This is a genomic window from Fibrobacter sp. UBA2449 (assembly GCF_002342555.1).
Lineage (GTDB): Bacteria > Fibrobacterota > Fibrobacteria > Fibrobacterales > Fibrobacteraceae > Fibrobacter.
In genome coordinates this window covers 45,448-62,094 of record NZ_DDQF01000009.1, presented here as the reverse complement: position 1 = coordinate 62,094, position 16,647 = coordinate 45,448, and the positions used below count along the sequence as shown (strand labels likewise).

Below are 16,647 nucleotides of genomic sequence, written 5' to 3'. Positions count from 1 at the left end.
ATGTTTAGGAGGAACGTCATGCCCTGTGCAAGGATTGTCGCACTTGCGATGTTCCTTGCCGTATTCTGTTTCTCCGGCGAACCGAACCTGCCGGAGGTCCAAGCCCCGTGGATGAAGGGCGAACGCTTGACCTTCAGTCTCGGTTGGGGCCCGATTACGGCCGGCACGGCGACCCTCGAGGTCAAGCCGCTCCTCGGAGGCAAGACGGAGTTTCTCTCGTTCGCGCAGGGCAACAGCACCATCACGCGCATCTACCCCGTGTACGACACGGTCTATACCCGCGTGCGCAACAAGGGACTCATGACAGAGGTCTTCCGCAAGAACCTCCACGAGGGCAAGTTCCACAACACTTCCGTCATTCGCTTTGACCGCAAGGGCGAGAAGGCGTGGCTCTCGGATACGGTGTTTACCGACATGAAGACTCGCAAGGTCAAGCGCTCCGCCGATACCGCGGTCGCTATCCAGGGTATGGAACACAGCATCATGTCGGCGTTCTACTACGTGCGGACGATCCCGCTTGCCGCCGGCGACACGACGCGTTTCTCTGCCGTGAGCGGCAAGAAGCGTTACGAACTGAAGGTGCTGGTCCACGGGCGCGAGTCGCTCAAGACATCCATCGGCACGGTGAACACGGTCAAGGTGGAACCCGTGCTCGACGGTGACGGCATCTTCAATTCCAATGGCCGCATCTTCATCTGGCTCACGGACGACGACCGCCGGATTCCGGTGCTCATGGAGTGCGAAATCGCCCTCGGGAGCATCAAGGCGAAGCTCATCAAGGCGGAATAGGGGCGTTTTTGGTCGATTTTCTGCAAGTTTAAGCAACTTTTACAAGGTTTGGCGTGAATAAAAACCGGATAATAAGTTATATTCCGAAAGAGATATATAAAGGGATTTTATATCCAGAGGCTTTGAATGTTTAAAAAAGTGCTTTTGACGCTGTGTCTGTCCAGCTTCCTTGCGTGGGCTGCGCAGGATGATGACGAATTTGACGATAGTGACTTCGAATCCGCTTCCGAGGCTCCGGCTGCCCGTGCTGCGACGTCTGATGACGATAGCGAGTTTGAAGAGGCCGATGGCGGAGGTTCCATTTCGTCTTCTCAACAGAAGGACCTTGAAGCCCGCAAGAAGTTCGAAGAAGAACAGCGCCTCGATGAATATGCAAACTCCGAACGCCGTCGTAACTGGCTCAAGGACCGTCTGATTTTCCAGATTGGTATGGGTTCCCGCTATCCGATCATGGGTGAAACCGGTATGGGCATGGGCTTCGGTATCGGTGCCGAATACATTACGCGTTGGGGTGTCGGCCTTTATGCCTCTGGCGGTATGCTCCCCAAGGGCGATGACAATGACTTCGAAGGTATCCAGCTGGAAGGTGGCTATGGTTACAAGGTGGGTATCAACTACTACCTGTTCCCGAAGAACCCGCTCCACTTGGGCGTGTCTGTGTCCTATGGCACGGTTTACTTCGACCACAACGTGGAACCGAACGAAGAGAACGTTCGTCCGCTTATCACGGTCAACGGTTATCAGTTCGACCTTCTCATCTCGTACATGACAAATGAGTGGTACTACCTGCAGTTCTCCGTGGGTATGTATTATGCGCCGGCTCTCGGCACGACGACTCCGGAAGAGAACCCGAGCCTTCGTTACCAGTCCGAGTTCAGCTCGAACGTCATTTCTTCCGTGGTTAACCCGGACGGCATGAGCAAGACTGGAATCGTGTTCGGTATTGCCATCGGCTACGCCCTCCCGGAATTCTTCCCGGACGATACCGAAAAGCGCCGTCGTCAGCGCGAAAAGGAACGCAACCGCTCCAAGTAATTGCGACTTGATTTTGATTATTTCGAAGGGCCTGCATTCGCGGCCCTTTTTTATTGCTAACTTTCTACTCACTATGGCTACAATCCCTACTCGTAAAGACAATCTCGTCATTGAAAACATCCGCCCCCAGATCGAAGGTGGGCGTTTTATGCTCAAGCGCGAACCGGGCGATACCGTCACGCTCACCGCGGACATCTTCCGCCACAGTCACGAAAAGTACGACGCCGCGATTTTCTACCGCCACGTGAGCAAAAAGAAGTGGGAGAAGGCTCCCATGCACTTCGTGGACAACGACCAGTGGGAAGGCTCCTTCACGGTCAACAACATCGGTTACTACGAATACAAGATTTGCGCGTGGACAATCGCCCCGAAGGACGTGCCGACCGAAAGCCCGGTGATGATGCTCCGCGTTGACCCGATCTACAGCCGCATTGGCACATGGTACGAGATGTGGCCCAAGAGCCAGGGCACCGACCCCAAGAAGAGCGCCACCTGGAAGGATTGCGAAAAGCAACTTGACTACATCGCCGACCTCGGGTTCGATACCGTTTACCTTGTTCCTATTCACCCGATTGGCGTCACGAACCGCAAGGGTGCGAACAACGCGCTGCACGCAAAGACCGACAAGAAGGGAAAGCCTCTCGAACCGGGATGCCCGTATGCCGTGGGTAACAAGAACGGCGGCCACTACGACGTGGACCCGGAACTCGGCAGCATGAAGGACTTTGAGCATTTTGCGAAGACCGCCCGCAGCAAGGGGCTGCGCCTCGCTCTCGACATCGCGCTCAACTGCAGCCCCGACCACCCGTACGTGAAGAGCCACCCGGAATGGTTCTACCACGAACCCGATGGCAGCATCAAGTTTGCGGAAAACCCGCCCAAGAAGTACGAGGACATCTACCCGTTCGACTACTACAACGACAACTACAAGGCGCTCTGGCAAGAAATCGAGAACATTATCTTGTTCTGGGCCGACAAGGGCGTCGAGATTTTCCGTATCGACAACCCGCACACCAAGCCGTTCCCGTTCTGGGAATGGCTCATCGCCGACGTGAAGGAAAAGCGCCCGGAACTCGTATTCCTCGCCGAGGCCTTTACCCGCCCGAAGATGATGCACCGCCTTGCAAAGTCGGGTTTCGACATGAGCTACACGTATTTCGCCTGGCGCTCTGCCAAGTGGGAATTCGAACAGTACCTGAAGGAACTCACGCAGAGCGACGCGAAGGAATACATGCGCGGAATCTTCTTCCCGACGACTCCGGATATTTTCCCGAAGTACCTCGCGTACAAGGGCCCGAACGCGTTCAAGCAGCGCTACTTCCTCGCGGGTACGCTTTCGAGCCTCACCGGCATGTACAACGGCTACGAGCTGTGCGAAAACATCCCCTCGCCGGTCAAGGAAGAACTTGCCGACAGCGAAAAGTACCAGTACAAGGTCCACAACTGGAAGGGCCCGGGCATCCAGGACTTTGTGCGCCGCGTGAACACCGCCCGCCAGGAACACGTTGCCCTGCAGGAATACGACAACCTGGACTTCCACTACTGCGCGAACGACCAGTTGATGGTCTATTCCAAGAAGACTGGCGACGACGTTATCTTGTGCGTATGCAACATGGACATGGACAACGCGCAGGAAGGCATGGTGGAACTCGACATGGCAAAGCTCGGGCTTTCGCAGGATTCGTTCTTCTTCTTGAAGGACCTGATTACCGACGAGAGCTTCGTATGGCGCGGCAACAGGAACTTCGTGCGTCTTGACCCCGCGAAGGCGCCCGGCCACCTGCTCGTGCTCAAGAAAATCTAGCTGGATTTTCGGAAACTAATTTATTAGGACTGCCCCGGCGGTCCCTTTTTTATTATATTGAAAGCATGATTGACATTTACGCACTTGCAAAGAATCCGCTGGTTTTCCAGAAACAGCGCACCATTACCTCGGCATACATCGACGTTTCGGGCAAGATGGGTATCGCGCAGACGGTGCTCATGGTGCAGGACAACTTCACCGAGAATTTTGGCGCCATCAAGCAGGACAACTTCTGTGTTCACGAGAAGGGCGCCTACTGGGTTATCTACAAGGCGAAATTCAAGTTCTTCCAGCGCCCGTTCTGGCGCGACAAGGTGGTTACCACCTCGTTCCCTGCCGACAATGCGCCTATCCGCACTTACGAGAATACGGCCATTACGACGTTGGAGGGCGAACCGATTATCCTCGCCGTGCAGGAGGCCTGCTGCCTTGATTTGCAGCGCCACCGCCCCGTGAAACTTTCTGCGGTCGACTTCCCGACGGAAGGCGCCCCGGAGCCGTTCATGGACAACAAGTTCACGAAGTTCCCGGTGGAACCCGCGGAATACGTGGAGGTATATCGCCAGAAGGTGCTGCCCCAGCATATCGACATGTCGCACCACATGAACAACATCGAGTACGTGAAACTTGCATTGAACGTGTTCTCTTCGGAAGACCTGGAACTCTGCATTCCCTCGATGCTCGAGGTGCACTTTATGGGCGAGACGCACGAGGGTCAGGAAGTGCGCATTTTCCGTGCCGACAAGATGGGCGCGACCTACATGAAGATCGAGGACGACGAAGGCCGCCAGGTCTTCGAGATGAAAATCAAGATGAAGTAATTGACTTGATGATATGAAAAAACTGCACGGCACAAACCATGCAGTTTTTTTGTTTTGTAGGAGCGACTCTAGAGCGAGAACGATTTTCCGAGCGATACCGCGAAGGAGGTGTTCGTGTTCGTGTAGACGGTGCCGTGGAATCCGCTCGGGTGGAAATACGAGATTCCGAGCGTCGAGTTCCATTCCTTCACCTTTTTCGCGAAGTTGATCCCGTATTCGATGGCGAGCGAGCCCGCGCTTTCGCCGAGACGCGGCCCGACCCACAGGGAGGCGGTGGGCCTCCAGCCGAATCGTTCGTCCATGTTTTCTACGAGATTTTGCTTTTCTAGGCGTTCACGTTTGCTTTCGTAGTCGCCGCCGCCCTGGTAGAACTGGAATCCGCCTGCGGTTCCGAGGAACAGGTGAGACCCGATGTTGAACTCGACGCCGCCGACAATGCGTTCCTGCAGGTTCCAGAATGTGTAGTCCTTGTCGCCATCCTTGGAAGCGAGCCAGACGTTGTAACCGTCATCGCTGCAGGGGAGGTCGTTGCACCCGAACTGGAGCGTACCCGCGATGCCCGCGACGCTCGCGTTCACGAACAGCGGGGAAATCGCCCCCGCGGGGTGGAATTCGAGGCTGAGCGCTCCGCCGCCCGCGTTCACCTGCTCCACGTTGAATCCGGAAGCCGCGAATGTTCCGTAGGCATCGGCAGACAGGGTAATCTGCTGTTCGCCATCCGGGGTGGTTTTCGGCTGGTGGTAAGCGGGAAGCGGCGCCGAACCCATCGATTGCATCTGGGGCGGAAGGCAACCGGTCAGTGCGAAGGCCGCGGCGATGCCTGCTGCGAGTTTGCCGGTCGCGCTGATAAACGACTTCTTAAATGTCTTGTTTGTTCTCATGGTAACATCCCTTGGCCGGGGTTTCCCCCGGCGTAGTACATATGTGTTTGCTAAAAGTTATGTTAATTGAGGATGTGTGTCAATAGCCGTTACTGGAGCGTAATTGAACGTATTTCGCAGGTCTCGTTTGCGCGCATCGCTTGCAAGGTCAAGCGTGACGCGGAATAGCCGTTGCTTGCGGTTACGGACGTATTGACTATTTGTGATAAGGGTAAAATTTTGCTTACAAATTCATTTTGCAAACTATTGTTGCTTCCGAGGTTTACTTTCCCCTTCGAGGCGGTCCCGAAGTAGATTTCGCTGTGCAGGCAGGTGCCGGCGCGGTATTCTACTTTCAGTTCGCTGTAGGCATCGAGGGAATATGTCCCGCCGAAGTCGAGGTGGATTCCGGAATAGCGTTCCGCGAAACTGAACGCGGCGGCCTTGTCGTTGTAGGTGATGGAGGTCGTCGGGCTCCATTTTACGATTCCGTAATTGGAGGGGAAAAGCGTCCTTGTCGCGATGGGGGATGGCTTTTCGAGATTTGCGACGGTCGAGGTGATGAGCCTCGGCTTGGTGAGGGTCATCGTCGCTCCGTTGGAGTTGAGTACGAGCCGGAACCAGCGGTAATTGGACATGGCGCCGGGAACGCTCGGCATCTGCCAGCGGAGAGTGTGGAACTGACCGTCCTGCGGGACATTCACTTCTTCGAGCTGGACCTGTGCGCCACCGTCCTTGCGCTTGGTCAGCAGGATTTCCGCCTTCATCCAGTTGCCCTTGGAATTTTCCGCCTTGATGCCTATTTCAAATACGGAGCCCTCGGGAACGTCGTTGGCGTTATCGACGGTTGCGACTTTTTGCCAACCGGAGGGAAGCGTGAATTTGACTTCATCGTCGCTTTCGGTTGCCTTGTCGTTGTAGTCGTAGCGGATGAACCCGAACTTCTTTGTCTGTAATGCGCCCGCGTTCTTGATGATTTCCGGCATTTTCGGAGCGTCCATGCAGCTTGTATGGGGTTGGAACATCCCGGTGAGTTTCATGTTTCTGAACTCGTGGTTTGCACTGTCGTAGTCTGCCTTGGCGACTTCGCAAAGCAAACGCCATACATCTGCCTGCATTCCCTCCAGCACGGCTCTGTCTATGCTGCCGTCCGAACGGACGGCGGGTTCGATGTGGCGGCCGCTGGTCGCCTCCTCGAACCGTGGATGCGTCGCATCCACGGCATAGACAGCTTTCGCCGTAGAGTTCTTTCCCGGATTCTCGAAGGGGAATCCCGAATACGACTTGCTGAATGCGCAGTCGGAACGCATGGCGAGGTCCCCGTTGCACTGCAAATCCATGGCGCTCGCTGTCGGGATGAACGTGCTGCTCCCTTGGTAGAGAGTGTCCGCTTCCCAGGAGTTCTTGAAGTTCAGGGTGTAGAGTGTAGCCCCGAACAGCTTTATGTCGTATTTCATGTCGTCGGGGATGGCGTCTTTCATGCCTTCGCGAAGCGACGTGTACATTGTCCTTGCGAAGGGATATGTGCTTCCCTGAACGAAATCGAATTTTGCGTTTCCTTTCGGTGTCGAGGTCTCGTCCTGCGACAGGAATTCGTAGACGTGGTTGTGCGAGAATGCGGAATCCTTGCTTTCGGAGGCCATCATGCGGCTGGAGGCGCGACCCCACGGCTCGCTGCCGCGTTTTGCCGAACGGTTCAGGGCGAAATAGGTTGTCGCGTGCTTAGGCGATTTTCCCTTCAGTTGCCCCTGCGCGATGAGAATGGCCGGGAATCCCTTGTAGTTTGCGGCCTTGCGGTATTCGCCGAAGAGGAAGCGCCCTGCGTCCGTCTTGGCTTCGTACGTGCCGTTCCCTGCCTCGGTGTCGTAGAGCAGCAAGTCCCGTGCTCCCGGCGAGGTGATGAGGTCGTTGAACGCTTCTGCCGATGCGACTCCCGCCTTGTTCGCCCAGAAGTCGATGGTCGAGATGAGCCCGCGCGGCATCACTGCTCCCTGGTGGGGCGAATCGAGCGATGCGTAGAGGCGGATGGGTGTATCGCCCGCCTTGCGCGAGGTGTCGTAGAGGTAGGATCCGTAGCGCCCGATAATACCTCCCTGGCTTATGCCGAGGACGATGAAGCCGTCTTCTTTCTTGTTCGGGAAGGAGATGGCCTTGTTATTTCCAAGGAACTTGAGCAGGGCGGCAAAGGTCTGCGAATTTTTCTGCAACGAGGTATGGACGGTCTGTGAGAACTGTACGAGGATAGGGGTGTAACCCAGTTCGGTAAGGATTTTAGGGATGCCGAACTGTTCCGTCTCTTCCTGAAGCTGGTCCAGGGTGCGTTCCTCGTCAACGCTCAGGTGGATTCCGTCGATGATGAGGAAGGGGCGGCTGAGCGCTTTCTTCAAAATCGCCGCGTCGTCGTCGATGCCACCGATAATGCGGATGCGGACATCGGCATCACGTGCGGTAAAGCTGAGTTTGCCCTGTGCTTCGATGCAGAAGCCGAAGCCGCCCGTCGGCATGGTCGAGATGCAATCCGTCTTTTCGTTGCCGGTGTTGATGAAGAAAGCGTCCAGGTGCGATGCGCTTGCACTTGCGAAAAGCGAGAGCGCAAGGGCCGAGGTGAATTTCAGCAGTCGATTCATGTTACTTGACCTCCAGCGTGAGAATCTGTTGCGTGGTTGTGTCTCCGGAACGGAGGTTTACGGTGACAGGCTGTGGCCCTGCCGAGTCGAATTCGAATTCGGCGACGGAACTCCGCTCGATGGATTGGCATTTGCCGCCAATGCAGATTTCAATGGACGGGAGCGCCCTGCGCGTTGTCGCGACGAAATAGGGGTCGTAGGCAATTTTTACCTTGGAACCCTTCACGTAGCTGGTCGGGAACCCGGCAAGCAGCAGATGGTGGTCTTCGAGGGAGGTCGTGGAAAAACTGGTGTCACTGTAGTATCTGACGGCACAGTCGATGTCGGCGACGAGCAGGGGAATGGTCCTGTTCCCGTTTGCCGCGGCGATATTCTGCGCTTCGACGAACAACGCCTTGGGATTCGCGATGACGCTGTCCCTGAGCCGGTTCCTGTCGACGAGGAAGAGACTCTTGTACCAGCCGTCGCGCGATTTCTCGGGCGAAAGGTCGCGTGCGTTCCTGTACGCCTCGATCTGGCGGTAATCCTGTTCGCCCAGTATGAACGGCTTGTTTGTCCGCTTCCTGTATTCGGAGCGGTTCTCCGCATCTATGGCCATGTGCGCTTCGCGGATTTGGACTTCGTTGTTGATGTGGGGGCGGAATGCAGTAAACGGATCCACGTCCCTGAAGTAGTATGCGGCGCTTGCCTGCGTGCCGTTGGTTGTTTCCTGGGAATTTGAGGATACAGAACCGTCTCCGGCGCAGGTGAACTCGATATTGTCTACGAACAGCGTAGTGTACTGGTTTGCGGGAACATCGAAAAGCCCGATGCCGATTTTATGCACGCGGGCATCCCTTTTGCCGAGCAGGTTCTCGATAGGGACGGCTAGTTCGTGAGTCCGGTTTGCATCGATGTTGTGGAAAGAGATGTTCCCGGCTCCTGCCGATTCTACGAGCCACACGCCGAATTTTGCGGCCTGCGTCGCACGGACGTCTATTTTGAGCGTTCCTCCGCGAACGTCTGCGGGAAGTCCCTCAAAGACGAGTGTCCCTGTCCAGTCCCCGCGCGAGTTCTTTATTCCCGAAAGGCGCATGTAGGGTGATTCCATCTTTTCGAAATTTCCCCAGTTCGCCCTCCATTCCGGAGCTTCCGGGAACGTGCGCCCGGAATCCTCCATTTTTCCGTTGTTCTTGGAACCGTCAAAGATGACGGTGCTGTTGCAAATTTGGGCATTGCCCGCGATGGCCAAGAAAAGCCCCGCGGCTACAATTCCCCTTAGACTCCTATGATTCATAGGAATTCCCCGTTGTGATTTTATCTAAAGAATAGCCCTCGAGGGCATCGCCTAGGCCCAGGATAATCCCGGACGTGTTCGGGGAAAGCTATATAAAAAAGCAACCCGTGTAAAGGGATGCTTTGAAAAAAAGTTTATCTGTAAGCTGCTTAAGGGGTGATTAATTACTGCTCAAAGGCGAATTCAGGGTGTTTATTTTTAGTGTCGCCTTGTAGACGTCGCCCTCGACGGAAGTCTTGTATTCGTAAGCCGACCTGTAGAGAAGTTCCAGACGCTTCTGGAACGTAGCGATTCCGAGCCCGCTCGAATTGGACTTGGACTTGCGCGGGAAATTCGAGTTCTCGGTTTGGATGGTGACGATTGTGCCCTCTTGCCGGATGAAAATGTGCGCGAAGCTTTTGCCGCTGGGGTTGACGCTGTGCTTGATGGCGTTTTCCACAAGGGGCATGGCGATGAGCGGTGCAATCTGGAAATTGCTGTCTTCGAGCTGGATGTCGAATTTCAGGTCGTAATCGCTGTTGAGCCTGAGTTTTTCCAAGTCCGCGTATTTTTGCAGGATGTCGATATCTTCCTGGATGGGGATGGTCTTGTCGGATGTCTGGTAGAGTGTGATGCGGAGCAGTTTCGAAAGCTTTGACATGGCTTCTTCGGCGCGTTTCGGGTCTATCGAGATGAGTGCCGAGATGTTGTTCAGGGTGTTGAATAGGAAATGCGGGCTGAGCTGGTTCTTGAGAAAATCCAGTTCGTATTGCAGGGCCATGCTTTTTTGTTCGCGTTGCAAAAAGCTTCGCAAAGTATGCCTTAGGACAACGTTATATAGAACGCTGATGATGCAGACGAATCCCACAAGGATAGAAAACAGGACGACGGTCAGGAAGGTAAAGTGGCCGCCCTTCATATTCGAAAAGCAGAACGAGGTAAAGAAGTAGGTTATGCCTTCGTCGGGACTCCGTTCCAGGAGGAAGAACGCGACTTCGCGGACAAACAGGGCTCCGATGACGAGCAGGGAGTTGTGTATAAAGAACGGGATGTAGTGTTTTTTGAAAATGCAGCTGGGAACCAGGAATTTCTGGTTGATGAAGAAAATGAGTGTTGTGGTAATCAGGGGAACGTAGAATCCGACGACGCCCCTCGCGTTGATCTTGGGCGAAGTGATGTTGGAGGGGTCGAGGTAGGTGGCGAGCGGGAACAGGAGAATGAAAAGCCAGATCAGGAGAAGCGGCACGAAGGGGGGGATGGGGTAGTTGAAGGACTTCTTTTCTTCGCGGAGGAGGTCGTTGATGATCTTCTCGCTACGCCGGAAACTTGCTTCCTGCATGCCTTCGAACGTCCCGCGCTTGGTCTCGATGAAGTTTGTAACGGCTTTTGCGGTTCTTTTTATGGTCATACGTCCAAAATTAAGTCAAAAAATGCGTTTTGGAAGGGTGCATGTGACATTTTCATGACGAAAATGCGGAAAAAAGCGACAAAAAACCAATTTAACTTTTGCGAACGGCTTTCCCGATAATGACACAGTAAAGGGAAACCGGAGGTAAATTTGTATACGTAAAGCAAATGACAACACGCAACAGCAGAGGTTTATCATGATTACGAATACACGCAATAGGGAAGAAAGGGATAGCTACTTTCAGTACCTGAACGAGATTTCGAAATATCCCCTGCTGACCAGGGCGCAGGAAACGCTGCTGCTCAAGAAGATCCGCCAGGGGAGCCGCGAGGCGATGGATATGCTGGTTAAATCCAACTTGCGCTTCGTGGTGAATATTGCGAATCTCTATAAGGGACAGGGCATCGAAGTGGGCGAACTCATCAGCGAAGGGAACCTCGGCCTTATGGAAGCCGCGCGCCGTTTCGACCCGGACCAGAAAATCAAGTTTATCAGTTACGCCGTGTGGTGGGTCCGCCAGAACATCACCCGCGCAATCGCCGAGAAGGGCCGCATGGTCCGCATCAGCGCCGAAAAGGAACTTGTGCTCCGCCGTTTCAACAAGAAGGGTGGCAAGCTCCGTCAGGTCGTGGGCGGCAGCTACGTGCTTGACCCGGAAAGCCTCGCCGGAGTGTCCAAGTACAAGGGCGACGCCATCGAGAAGATTCTCATGATGGGTTCCAAGACCACCTCTCTCGACACTCCCGTCGGAGAAGATGGCGATGTTACCCTCGGCGAGACGCTTGCTTCCGTGGATGCCGGCACCGACGCCCTTGCCGAACGCAAGAACTGCGGCGACATCTACGAAAGGGTGATGCGCGAGAACCTCACCAAGCAGGAACGCGACATCCTCAAGCTCTACTACGGTTTTTCTGTGGATTCCGACTTGAACCTCAAGGAAATCGCCCCGATGGTCGGGCTTTCCAAGGAAAGGGTTCGCCAGCTCAAGGAGTCCGCACTGGCCAAGCTCAAGACTGAACAAATTCATCGGATCTTGAACGAAGCCGCCTGATTTTTCTACTCTCTCTCCTTTTTTTTCAAAAACCGGTCCTTTTGGGCCGGTTTTTCCCGTTTTTGGCATGTTTCTTTAGCCTAGAAATTGTATTTTTCAGTCATGAATTTCAATTTTTCCCGAATCCCATTTGTGCTTGCCCTTTCGGCAATGACGTTCTCCTTTGCCGCGGGCGATACGAAGACGCCTCCCGGCGACTTTTACGATGAAGTATCCCGCCTCAACAAGGTGCTTTCCGAGGTGAACCGCAAGTACGTGGAGGACGTGAACCCCACGGAACTGACCGATGCCGCCCTGAACGGCATCCGCGACATCCTCGACCCGCATACGACGGTGTTTACCCCGAAGGACTACGAGGGCCTCAAGGTTTCGATGGAAGGCAAGTTCGGCGGCGTGGGCATCACCATCAGCCTGCGCGACAACATCTTGACCGTGATTTCCCCTCTTTCCGGGACTCCGGCATTCAGGCTCGGCATCCGCGCCGGCGACCGCATCCGAAAGATTGACGGCAAGGACACCAAGGGCCTCTCGCTCGACGACGCCGTGAGCAAGCTCCGTGGCAAGATCGGGACCGACGTGACGGTTTCCATCGAACGCGAAGGTGTCGCCGACTTGATGGAATTTACGATTACCCGTGCCGAAATCGTGGTGCATGCCGTTCCCTATTATGGAATGGTTTCGAAGGATATCGGCTACATCAAGCTCGCGACCTTCAGCGACAAGACGACGAGCGACGTGGAAAACGCCATCCGCGGCCTCAGGAAGCAGGGCATGAAGAAGCTCGTGCTCGACATGCGCTACAATCCGGGTGGCCTTTTGAACCAGGCTATCGAGATTAGCGAACTGTTCCTCAAGCAGGGCAACGTGATTGTCTCTACGCTCGGCCGCACGCAGCGGACCGAGAGCCGCGCCCGCCGCGACGGCATGCTTGCCCCCGATGTCCCGATGGTGGTGCTTGTGAACCAGGGCTCCGCGAGCGCTGCAGAAATCGTCTCCGGTGCGCTCCAGGACTGGGACCGCGCGCTTGTCATCGGCAAGACCTCGTTCGGCAAGGGCTCGGTGCAGACGATCTTCCCGCTCGACAACCAGGGGAACGCGCTCAAGCTTACGACGGCATTCTACTACCTGCCCTTCGGCCGCTGCATCAACAAGCCTGAAAACGGCATCAAGGGGCTCAAGCTCATGGAAGAGGAATCCGAGGACGATGGCGACAAGGCCGCTGCGGATTCCGCGAAGAAGGATACAGTCGCACGCGATACGTTCTACACGAACAACGGACGCATGATGTTCGGCGGTGGCGGCATCACTCCCGACGTGGATATCGAACTCTCTCCGATGCCGTGGGTGGTGCAGGTGCAGGAACGCATGGCTATGTACTTCAAGTTTGCCGTGAAGGTGCGCCCGCAGCTTGACAAGGCCGGAGTCAAGGTCGATGCCGACTGGGTGGTTCCGGATTCCCTCTATGCACAGTTCAAGGAATTCTGCATGAAGGATACGACTTTCATGAAGGTAAAGAGCAATGCCCTCGTGGGCGTGGACCAGCTCGAGAAGAGCATCGTGCGCGAACAGAACTACATGGGCGACAGCGCGAAGACGGTTTCCGATACGACTCTCGCCGCGCGTCTTTCGGATATGCGCAAGGCCCTCGAGGCAAAGCGAGATGCCCAGTTTGACGAGAACAAGGACTACATCAAGGACGGCATTAAGCGCGAACTCCTGACTGCGATGGTGAATGATTCCGTGAGCACGGCCTTCTCGCTCAAGCGCGACGAGCAGCTCAAGGAAGCTATCAAGTATCTCTCCGACGACGCCCTCTACAAGAAGACGATTTCGGGCCCGGGCAAGCGCCCTGCGAAGGCCGACTCTAAGAAATCCAAGAAAAAGAAGTAGGCTTCGCGCGTGAAGTTGATGAACGGCATTGCGGAGGCGCTCGGGCGGTTTGTTCGCAGGTTCCTGCGGACCGTGCTGAGCTACTTCAAGTTCGTGTGGGAACTCTTCAAGAATATTCCCGGTGCATTCTCTAATTTACACACGACGGTGGAACAGATGCACCGCGTTGGGGTGACCAGCATTCCCGTGGTGTTTGCGGCGTCGCTTGCTACCGGCGCCATCATGTCGTGGCAGCTTGCCTATCAGTTCGGTGACATGATCCCGATGATGTTCGTGGGCATGGCCGTGGGCAAGTCCGTGATGGTGGAACTTTGCCCCATCTTGACCGCGATGGTACTTGCTGGCCGCATTGGTGCCTCCATGTGTTCGGAACTTGGCACCATGGCGGTTACAGAACAGCTCGATGCCTACAAGGTTCTGGGGTTAAGCCCCTACAAGTTTCTGCTTGCACCGCGCCTTATCGCGACAGTCATCATGCTCCCGACGCTTACCGTGATAAGCATCTTCATCGGCATCGCGGGCGGCTACGAGGTGGCCCACCTGTACAAGGAAGTCTCGTGGTCGGTGTTCTTCTACGGCGTGCGCATGTTCTACCACAACTGGGACCTTGTCGTGGGCCTTATCAAGGCGACGCTCTACGGCTACTTTATCGCAAGCTACGCATGCTTTTTCGGGTTCTTCACCCATAGTGGCGCCGAGGGTGTGGGCAAGAGCACCAAGGCCACCGTGGTGGCTGGCATGACGAGCATCCTTATCGGCGGCTTCACGCTTTCCAAGCTGTTGCTCGTGTAGGTCAAATGCCACCGCTTATCCGTAGAAAAAAGGGTGTGACGGGAGAGGGCGCTGTCGATATCAGCGTGCTCATTGCGAAGGTTCTCGATAAGGCGCATGTCTCCGAAAGTATGGACTTCAAGACCCTTTCGGACCGCTTCGAGGAAGTGGTCGGGAAGGCTGTTTGCGCACACGTGCAACCCGTGAAATTGGACAAGCATACGCTTGTGCTGAAAGCGGCTTCTGCGGCCTGGAAAAGCGAACTTTTCATGCAAAAAAATGCTATTATTGACAGGTGCAATGCGCTGCTCGGAAAGCCTGTGGTTAAGGCGATTCGCTTCGTTTGAACCGGCTCCCGAGGCTCGCTCCTGTGAAATGTTTTTAGAGGAAATATGGCAGAAGAATCTGAAGAAATGAAGAAGGCCGAGGAAGATTACAGCGGTTCGAGCATTACCGTTCTTGAGGGCTTGGAGGCGGTACGTGTCCGCCCCGCCATGTACATCGGCTCGACCGACATCCGCGGGCTTCACCATCTGGTATGGGAAGTCGTCGACAACTCCGTGGACGAGGCTCTGGCCGGATTCTGCAACCACATCGAAATTTCCATCCTGCCGGGCAACGGCATCCGCGTGACCGATAACGGGCGCGGCATTCCGACCGACATTCACCCGAAGGAACACGTGGGCACCATCGAGGTGGTGATGACCAAGCTCCATGCGGGCGGCAAGTTCGACAGCAATTCGTACAAGGTTTCTGCCGGCTTGCACGGCGTGGGCGTGAGCTGTGTGAACGCGCTTTCGAACAAGCTTATCGTGACGGTGCGTCGCAACGGCCGCGTGGTGCGCCAGGAATTCTCGAAGGGCATTCCCTGCGGCCCGCAGGTGGATATCGGCGAGAGCGACGGCACGACCGGCACGAGCGTCGAGTTCTACCCCGACGATACGATTTTTACCGAGACCGTCTACGTGTACGACACGCTGGCTACGCGCTTTCGCGAACTTGCGTTCCTCATGAGCGGGCTCAGGCTCACGCTTACCGACGAGCGCGACTCCGAGAACCAACGCTCCGAGACGTTCTGCTACCCGGGTGGCGTTTCCGAGTTCGTGCGCTACGTGGACGAACACCGCACTCCGCTCTTTAACGAGCCCATCCACCTGGTGCTCCCTGATGGCCAGTACCCGCTCGAAGTCGCCATGTGGTACAACGACGGCTACCAGGAAAACTTCTTCAGCTTCGTGAACAACGTGAATACCTACGACGGCGGTACGCACGTTACGGGCTTCAAGACGGCACTTACCCGCGTCATCAACAAGTTCGCGGCGGAGATGCCCAAGGGCAAGAAGGATGCGCAGATTACGAGCGACGACATTCGCGAAGGCCTTACCGCGGTTATCGCCATCAAGGTTTCGCAGCCGCAGTTCGAAGGCCAGACCAAGCGCAAGCTCGGCAACTCCGAAATTGCAAGCTACGTGAATAGCGCATTCGGCGCAAAGCTCGAGGAATTCTTCCAGGAGAACCCGGCCGCCATCAAGGTGATTCTCGACAAGGTTTACAACGCGGCACTCGCCCGCGAGGCGGCTCACCGTGCCCGTAACCTCGCTCGCCGCAAGAACGTGCTCGAAAGCGGCGGACTCCCCGGCAAGCTCGCTGACTGCAGTAGCCGCGATCCGAAGCAGTGCGAAATGTTTATTGTCGAGGGTGATTCCGCTGGCGGTTCCGCGAAGAGCGGACGTAACCGCGAATTCCAGGCTATCCTCCCGTTGCGCGGTAAGATCCTGAACGTGGAAAAGGCAAGCCTTCATCGCGTGCTCGACACCGAAGAAATCCAGAACCTGGTGAATGCCATCGGTACGGGTATCGGCACCGAATTCAAGATGGAGAAGCTCCGTTACGACAAGATCATCATCATGACCGATGCCGATGTGGACGGCTCTCACATCCAGACGCTTTTGCTCACGTTCTTCTTCCGCTACATGCGCCCGCTTATCGATGCCGGACACATCTTCCTTGCTATGCCGCCCCTCTACAAGCTCAAGGTGGGCACGAAGGACCGCTACCTGTTCGACGAAAACGAGAAGGACAAGGTAATGGCCGAGATGGAAGACAAGAAGAATGTCACCATCACGCGATTCAAGGGCCTTGGCGAAATGTCCGCCGAACAGCTGAACGACACGACCATGGATCCGAAGACGCGCCTGCTCAAGCAGTGCTACGTGGAAGACGCCGTGCTCGCCGACCAGATTTTCAGCATGCTCATGGGCGAAGACGTGGAACCGCGCCGCAAGTTTATCGAAACGAACGCCTACAAGGTCCTGAACGACCTGGATGTCTAGTCT

The 16,647-nt window shown here is 55.6% G+C and carries 13 protein-coding genes; 9 read left to right on the top strand and 4 right to left on the bottom strand.

The window, feature by feature from the left end:
* The first annotated feature begins 18 nt into the window (after positions 1-18).
* From B4B27_RS06015 to B4B27_RS06000, 4 genes are all read left to right on the top strand, one after another.
* A complete protein-coding gene (locus tag B4B27_RS06015; protein WP_290724657.1) occupies positions 19-789 on the top strand; it encodes a DUF3108 domain-containing protein in 771 nt (256 codons plus the stop codon).
* A gap of 126 nt (positions 790-915) precedes the next feature.
* On the top strand, positions 916-1,824 hold the full coding sequence (locus B4B27_RS06010; RefSeq protein ID WP_290724655.1) for a hypothetical protein: 909 nt from the start codon (positions 916-918) through the stop codon (positions 1,822-1,824).
* 73 nt (positions 1,825-1,897) lie between these two features.
* A complete protein-coding gene (locus B4B27_RS06005; RefSeq protein WP_290724653.1) occupies positions 1,898-3,628 on the top strand; it encodes a maltotransferase domain-containing protein in 1,731 nt (576 codons plus the stop codon).
* A gap of 65 nt (positions 3,629-3,693) precedes the next feature.
* Positions 3,694-4,449: an acyl-[acyl-carrier-protein] thioesterase gene (locus tag B4B27_RS06000; RefSeq protein WP_173381403.1), complete on the top strand. Its 756-nt coding sequence runs from the start codon at positions 3,694-3,696 to the stop codon at positions 4,447-4,449.
* 68 nt (positions 4,450-4,517) lie between these two features.
* Here the strand turns inward: B4B27_RS06000 and B4B27_RS05995 are convergent, their stop codons facing one another.
* The 4 genes from B4B27_RS05995 to B4B27_RS05980 all read right to left on the bottom strand — a co-directional run bounded on the left by B4B27_RS05995 (position 4,518) and on the right by B4B27_RS05980 (position 10,599).
* Positions 4,518-5,330, bottom strand: coding sequence for a hypothetical protein (locus B4B27_RS05995; protein ID WP_290724650.1), 813 nt, complete (start codon positions 5,328-5,330; stop codon positions 4,518-4,520).
* 89 nt (positions 5,331-5,419) lie between these two features.
* The gene (locus B4B27_RS05990; protein ID WP_290724647.1) at positions 5,420-7,936 is read right to left on the bottom strand and encodes a hypothetical protein; all 2,517 of its coding nucleotides are present in this window, start codon (positions 7,934-7,936) and stop codon (positions 5,420-5,422) included.
* A 1-nt stretch (position 7,937) separates the two neighbouring features.
* Complete coding sequence (locus B4B27_RS05985) at positions 7,938-9,212, bottom strand: hypothetical protein (protein WP_290724645.1); 1,275 nt, start codon at positions 9,210-9,212, stop codon at positions 7,938-7,940.
* 160 nt (positions 9,213-9,372) lie between these two features.
* Positions 9,373-10,599: a sensor histidine kinase gene (locus tag B4B27_RS05980; protein WP_290724643.1), complete on the bottom strand. Its 1,227-nt coding sequence runs from the start codon at positions 10,597-10,599 to the stop codon at positions 9,373-9,375.
* A 196-nt stretch (positions 10,600-10,795) separates the two neighbouring features.
* Between B4B27_RS05980 and B4B27_RS05975 the strand changes: the two genes are divergently transcribed.
* The 5 genes from B4B27_RS05975 (at position 10,796) to gyrB (ending at position 16,644) form a co-directional block, all read left to right on the top strand.
* Positions 10,796-11,650: a sigma-70 family RNA polymerase sigma factor gene (locus tag B4B27_RS05975; RefSeq protein WP_173365682.1), complete on the top strand. Its 855-nt coding sequence runs from the start codon at positions 10,796-10,798 to the stop codon at positions 11,648-11,650.
* A gap of 102 nt (positions 11,651-11,752) precedes the next feature.
* Entirely contained in the window at positions 11,753-13,540 is a 1,788-nt protein-coding gene (locus tag B4B27_RS05970; protein WP_173381408.1) for a S41 family peptidase, read from the top strand.
* Between the two features lie 18 nt (positions 13,541-13,558).
* Entirely contained in the window at positions 13,559-14,332 is a 774-nt protein-coding gene (locus B4B27_RS05965; protein WP_173381421.1) for an MlaE family ABC transporter permease, read from the top strand.
* A 5-nt stretch (positions 14,333-14,337) separates the two neighbouring features.
* A complete protein-coding gene (locus tag B4B27_RS05960) occupies positions 14,338-14,658 on the top strand; it encodes a DUF721 domain-containing protein (RefSeq protein ID WP_173381409.1) in 321 nt (106 codons plus the stop codon).
* 45 nt (positions 14,659-14,703) lie between these two features.
* Positions 14,704-16,644, top strand: a complete 1,941-nt coding sequence (gyrB, locus tag B4B27_RS05955) for a DNA topoisomerase (ATP-hydrolyzing) subunit B (protein WP_290724640.1) — start codon at positions 14,704-14,706, stop codon at positions 16,642-16,644.
* The last annotated feature ends 3 nt before the right edge of the window (positions 16,645-16,647 follow it).

Coding starts and splice junctions, on each gene's coding strand:
- B4B27_RS06015 (WP_290724657.1), top strand. CDS start 19: ATGCCCTGTGCAAGGATTGTCGCACTTGCGATGTTCCTTGCCGTATTC.
- B4B27_RS06010 (WP_290724655.1), top strand. CDS start 916: ATGTTTAAAAAAGTGCTTTTGACGCTGTGTCTGTCCAGCTTCCTTGCG.
- B4B27_RS06005 (WP_290724653.1), top strand. CDS start 1,898: ATGGCTACAATCCCTACTCGTAAAGACAATCTCGTCATTGAAAACATC.
- B4B27_RS06000 (WP_173381403.1), top strand. CDS start 3,694: ATGATTGACATTTACGCACTTGCAAAGAATCCGCTGGTTTTCCAGAAA.
- B4B27_RS05995 (WP_290724650.1), bottom strand. CDS start 5,330: ATGAGAACAAACAAGACATTTAAGAAGTCGTTTATCAGCGCGACCGGC.
- B4B27_RS05990 (WP_290724647.1), bottom strand. CDS start 7,936: ATGAATCGACTGCTGAAATTCACCTCGGCCCTTGCGCTCTCGCTTTTC.
- B4B27_RS05985 (WP_290724645.1), bottom strand. CDS start 9,212: ATGAATCATAGGAGTCTAAGGGGAATTGTAGCCGCGGGGCTTTTCTTG.
- B4B27_RS05980 (WP_290724643.1), bottom strand. CDS start 10,599: ATGACCATAAAAAGAACCGCAAAAGCCGTTACAAACTTCATCGAGACC.
- B4B27_RS05975 (WP_173365682.1), top strand. CDS start 10,796: ATGATTACGAATACACGCAATAGGGAAGAAAGGGATAGCTACTTTCAG.
- B4B27_RS05970 (WP_173381408.1), top strand. CDS start 11,753: ATGAATTTCAATTTTTCCCGAATCCCATTTGTGCTTGCCCTTTCGGCA.
- B4B27_RS05965 (WP_173381421.1), top strand. CDS start 13,559: ATGAACGGCATTGCGGAGGCGCTCGGGCGGTTTGTTCGCAGGTTCCTG.
- B4B27_RS05960 (WP_173381409.1), top strand. CDS start 14,338: ATGCCACCGCTTATCCGTAGAAAAAAGGGTGTGACGGGAGAGGGCGCT.
- gyrB (WP_290724640.1), top strand. CDS start 14,704: ATGGCAGAAGAATCTGAAGAAATGAAGAAGGCCGAGGAAGATTACAGC.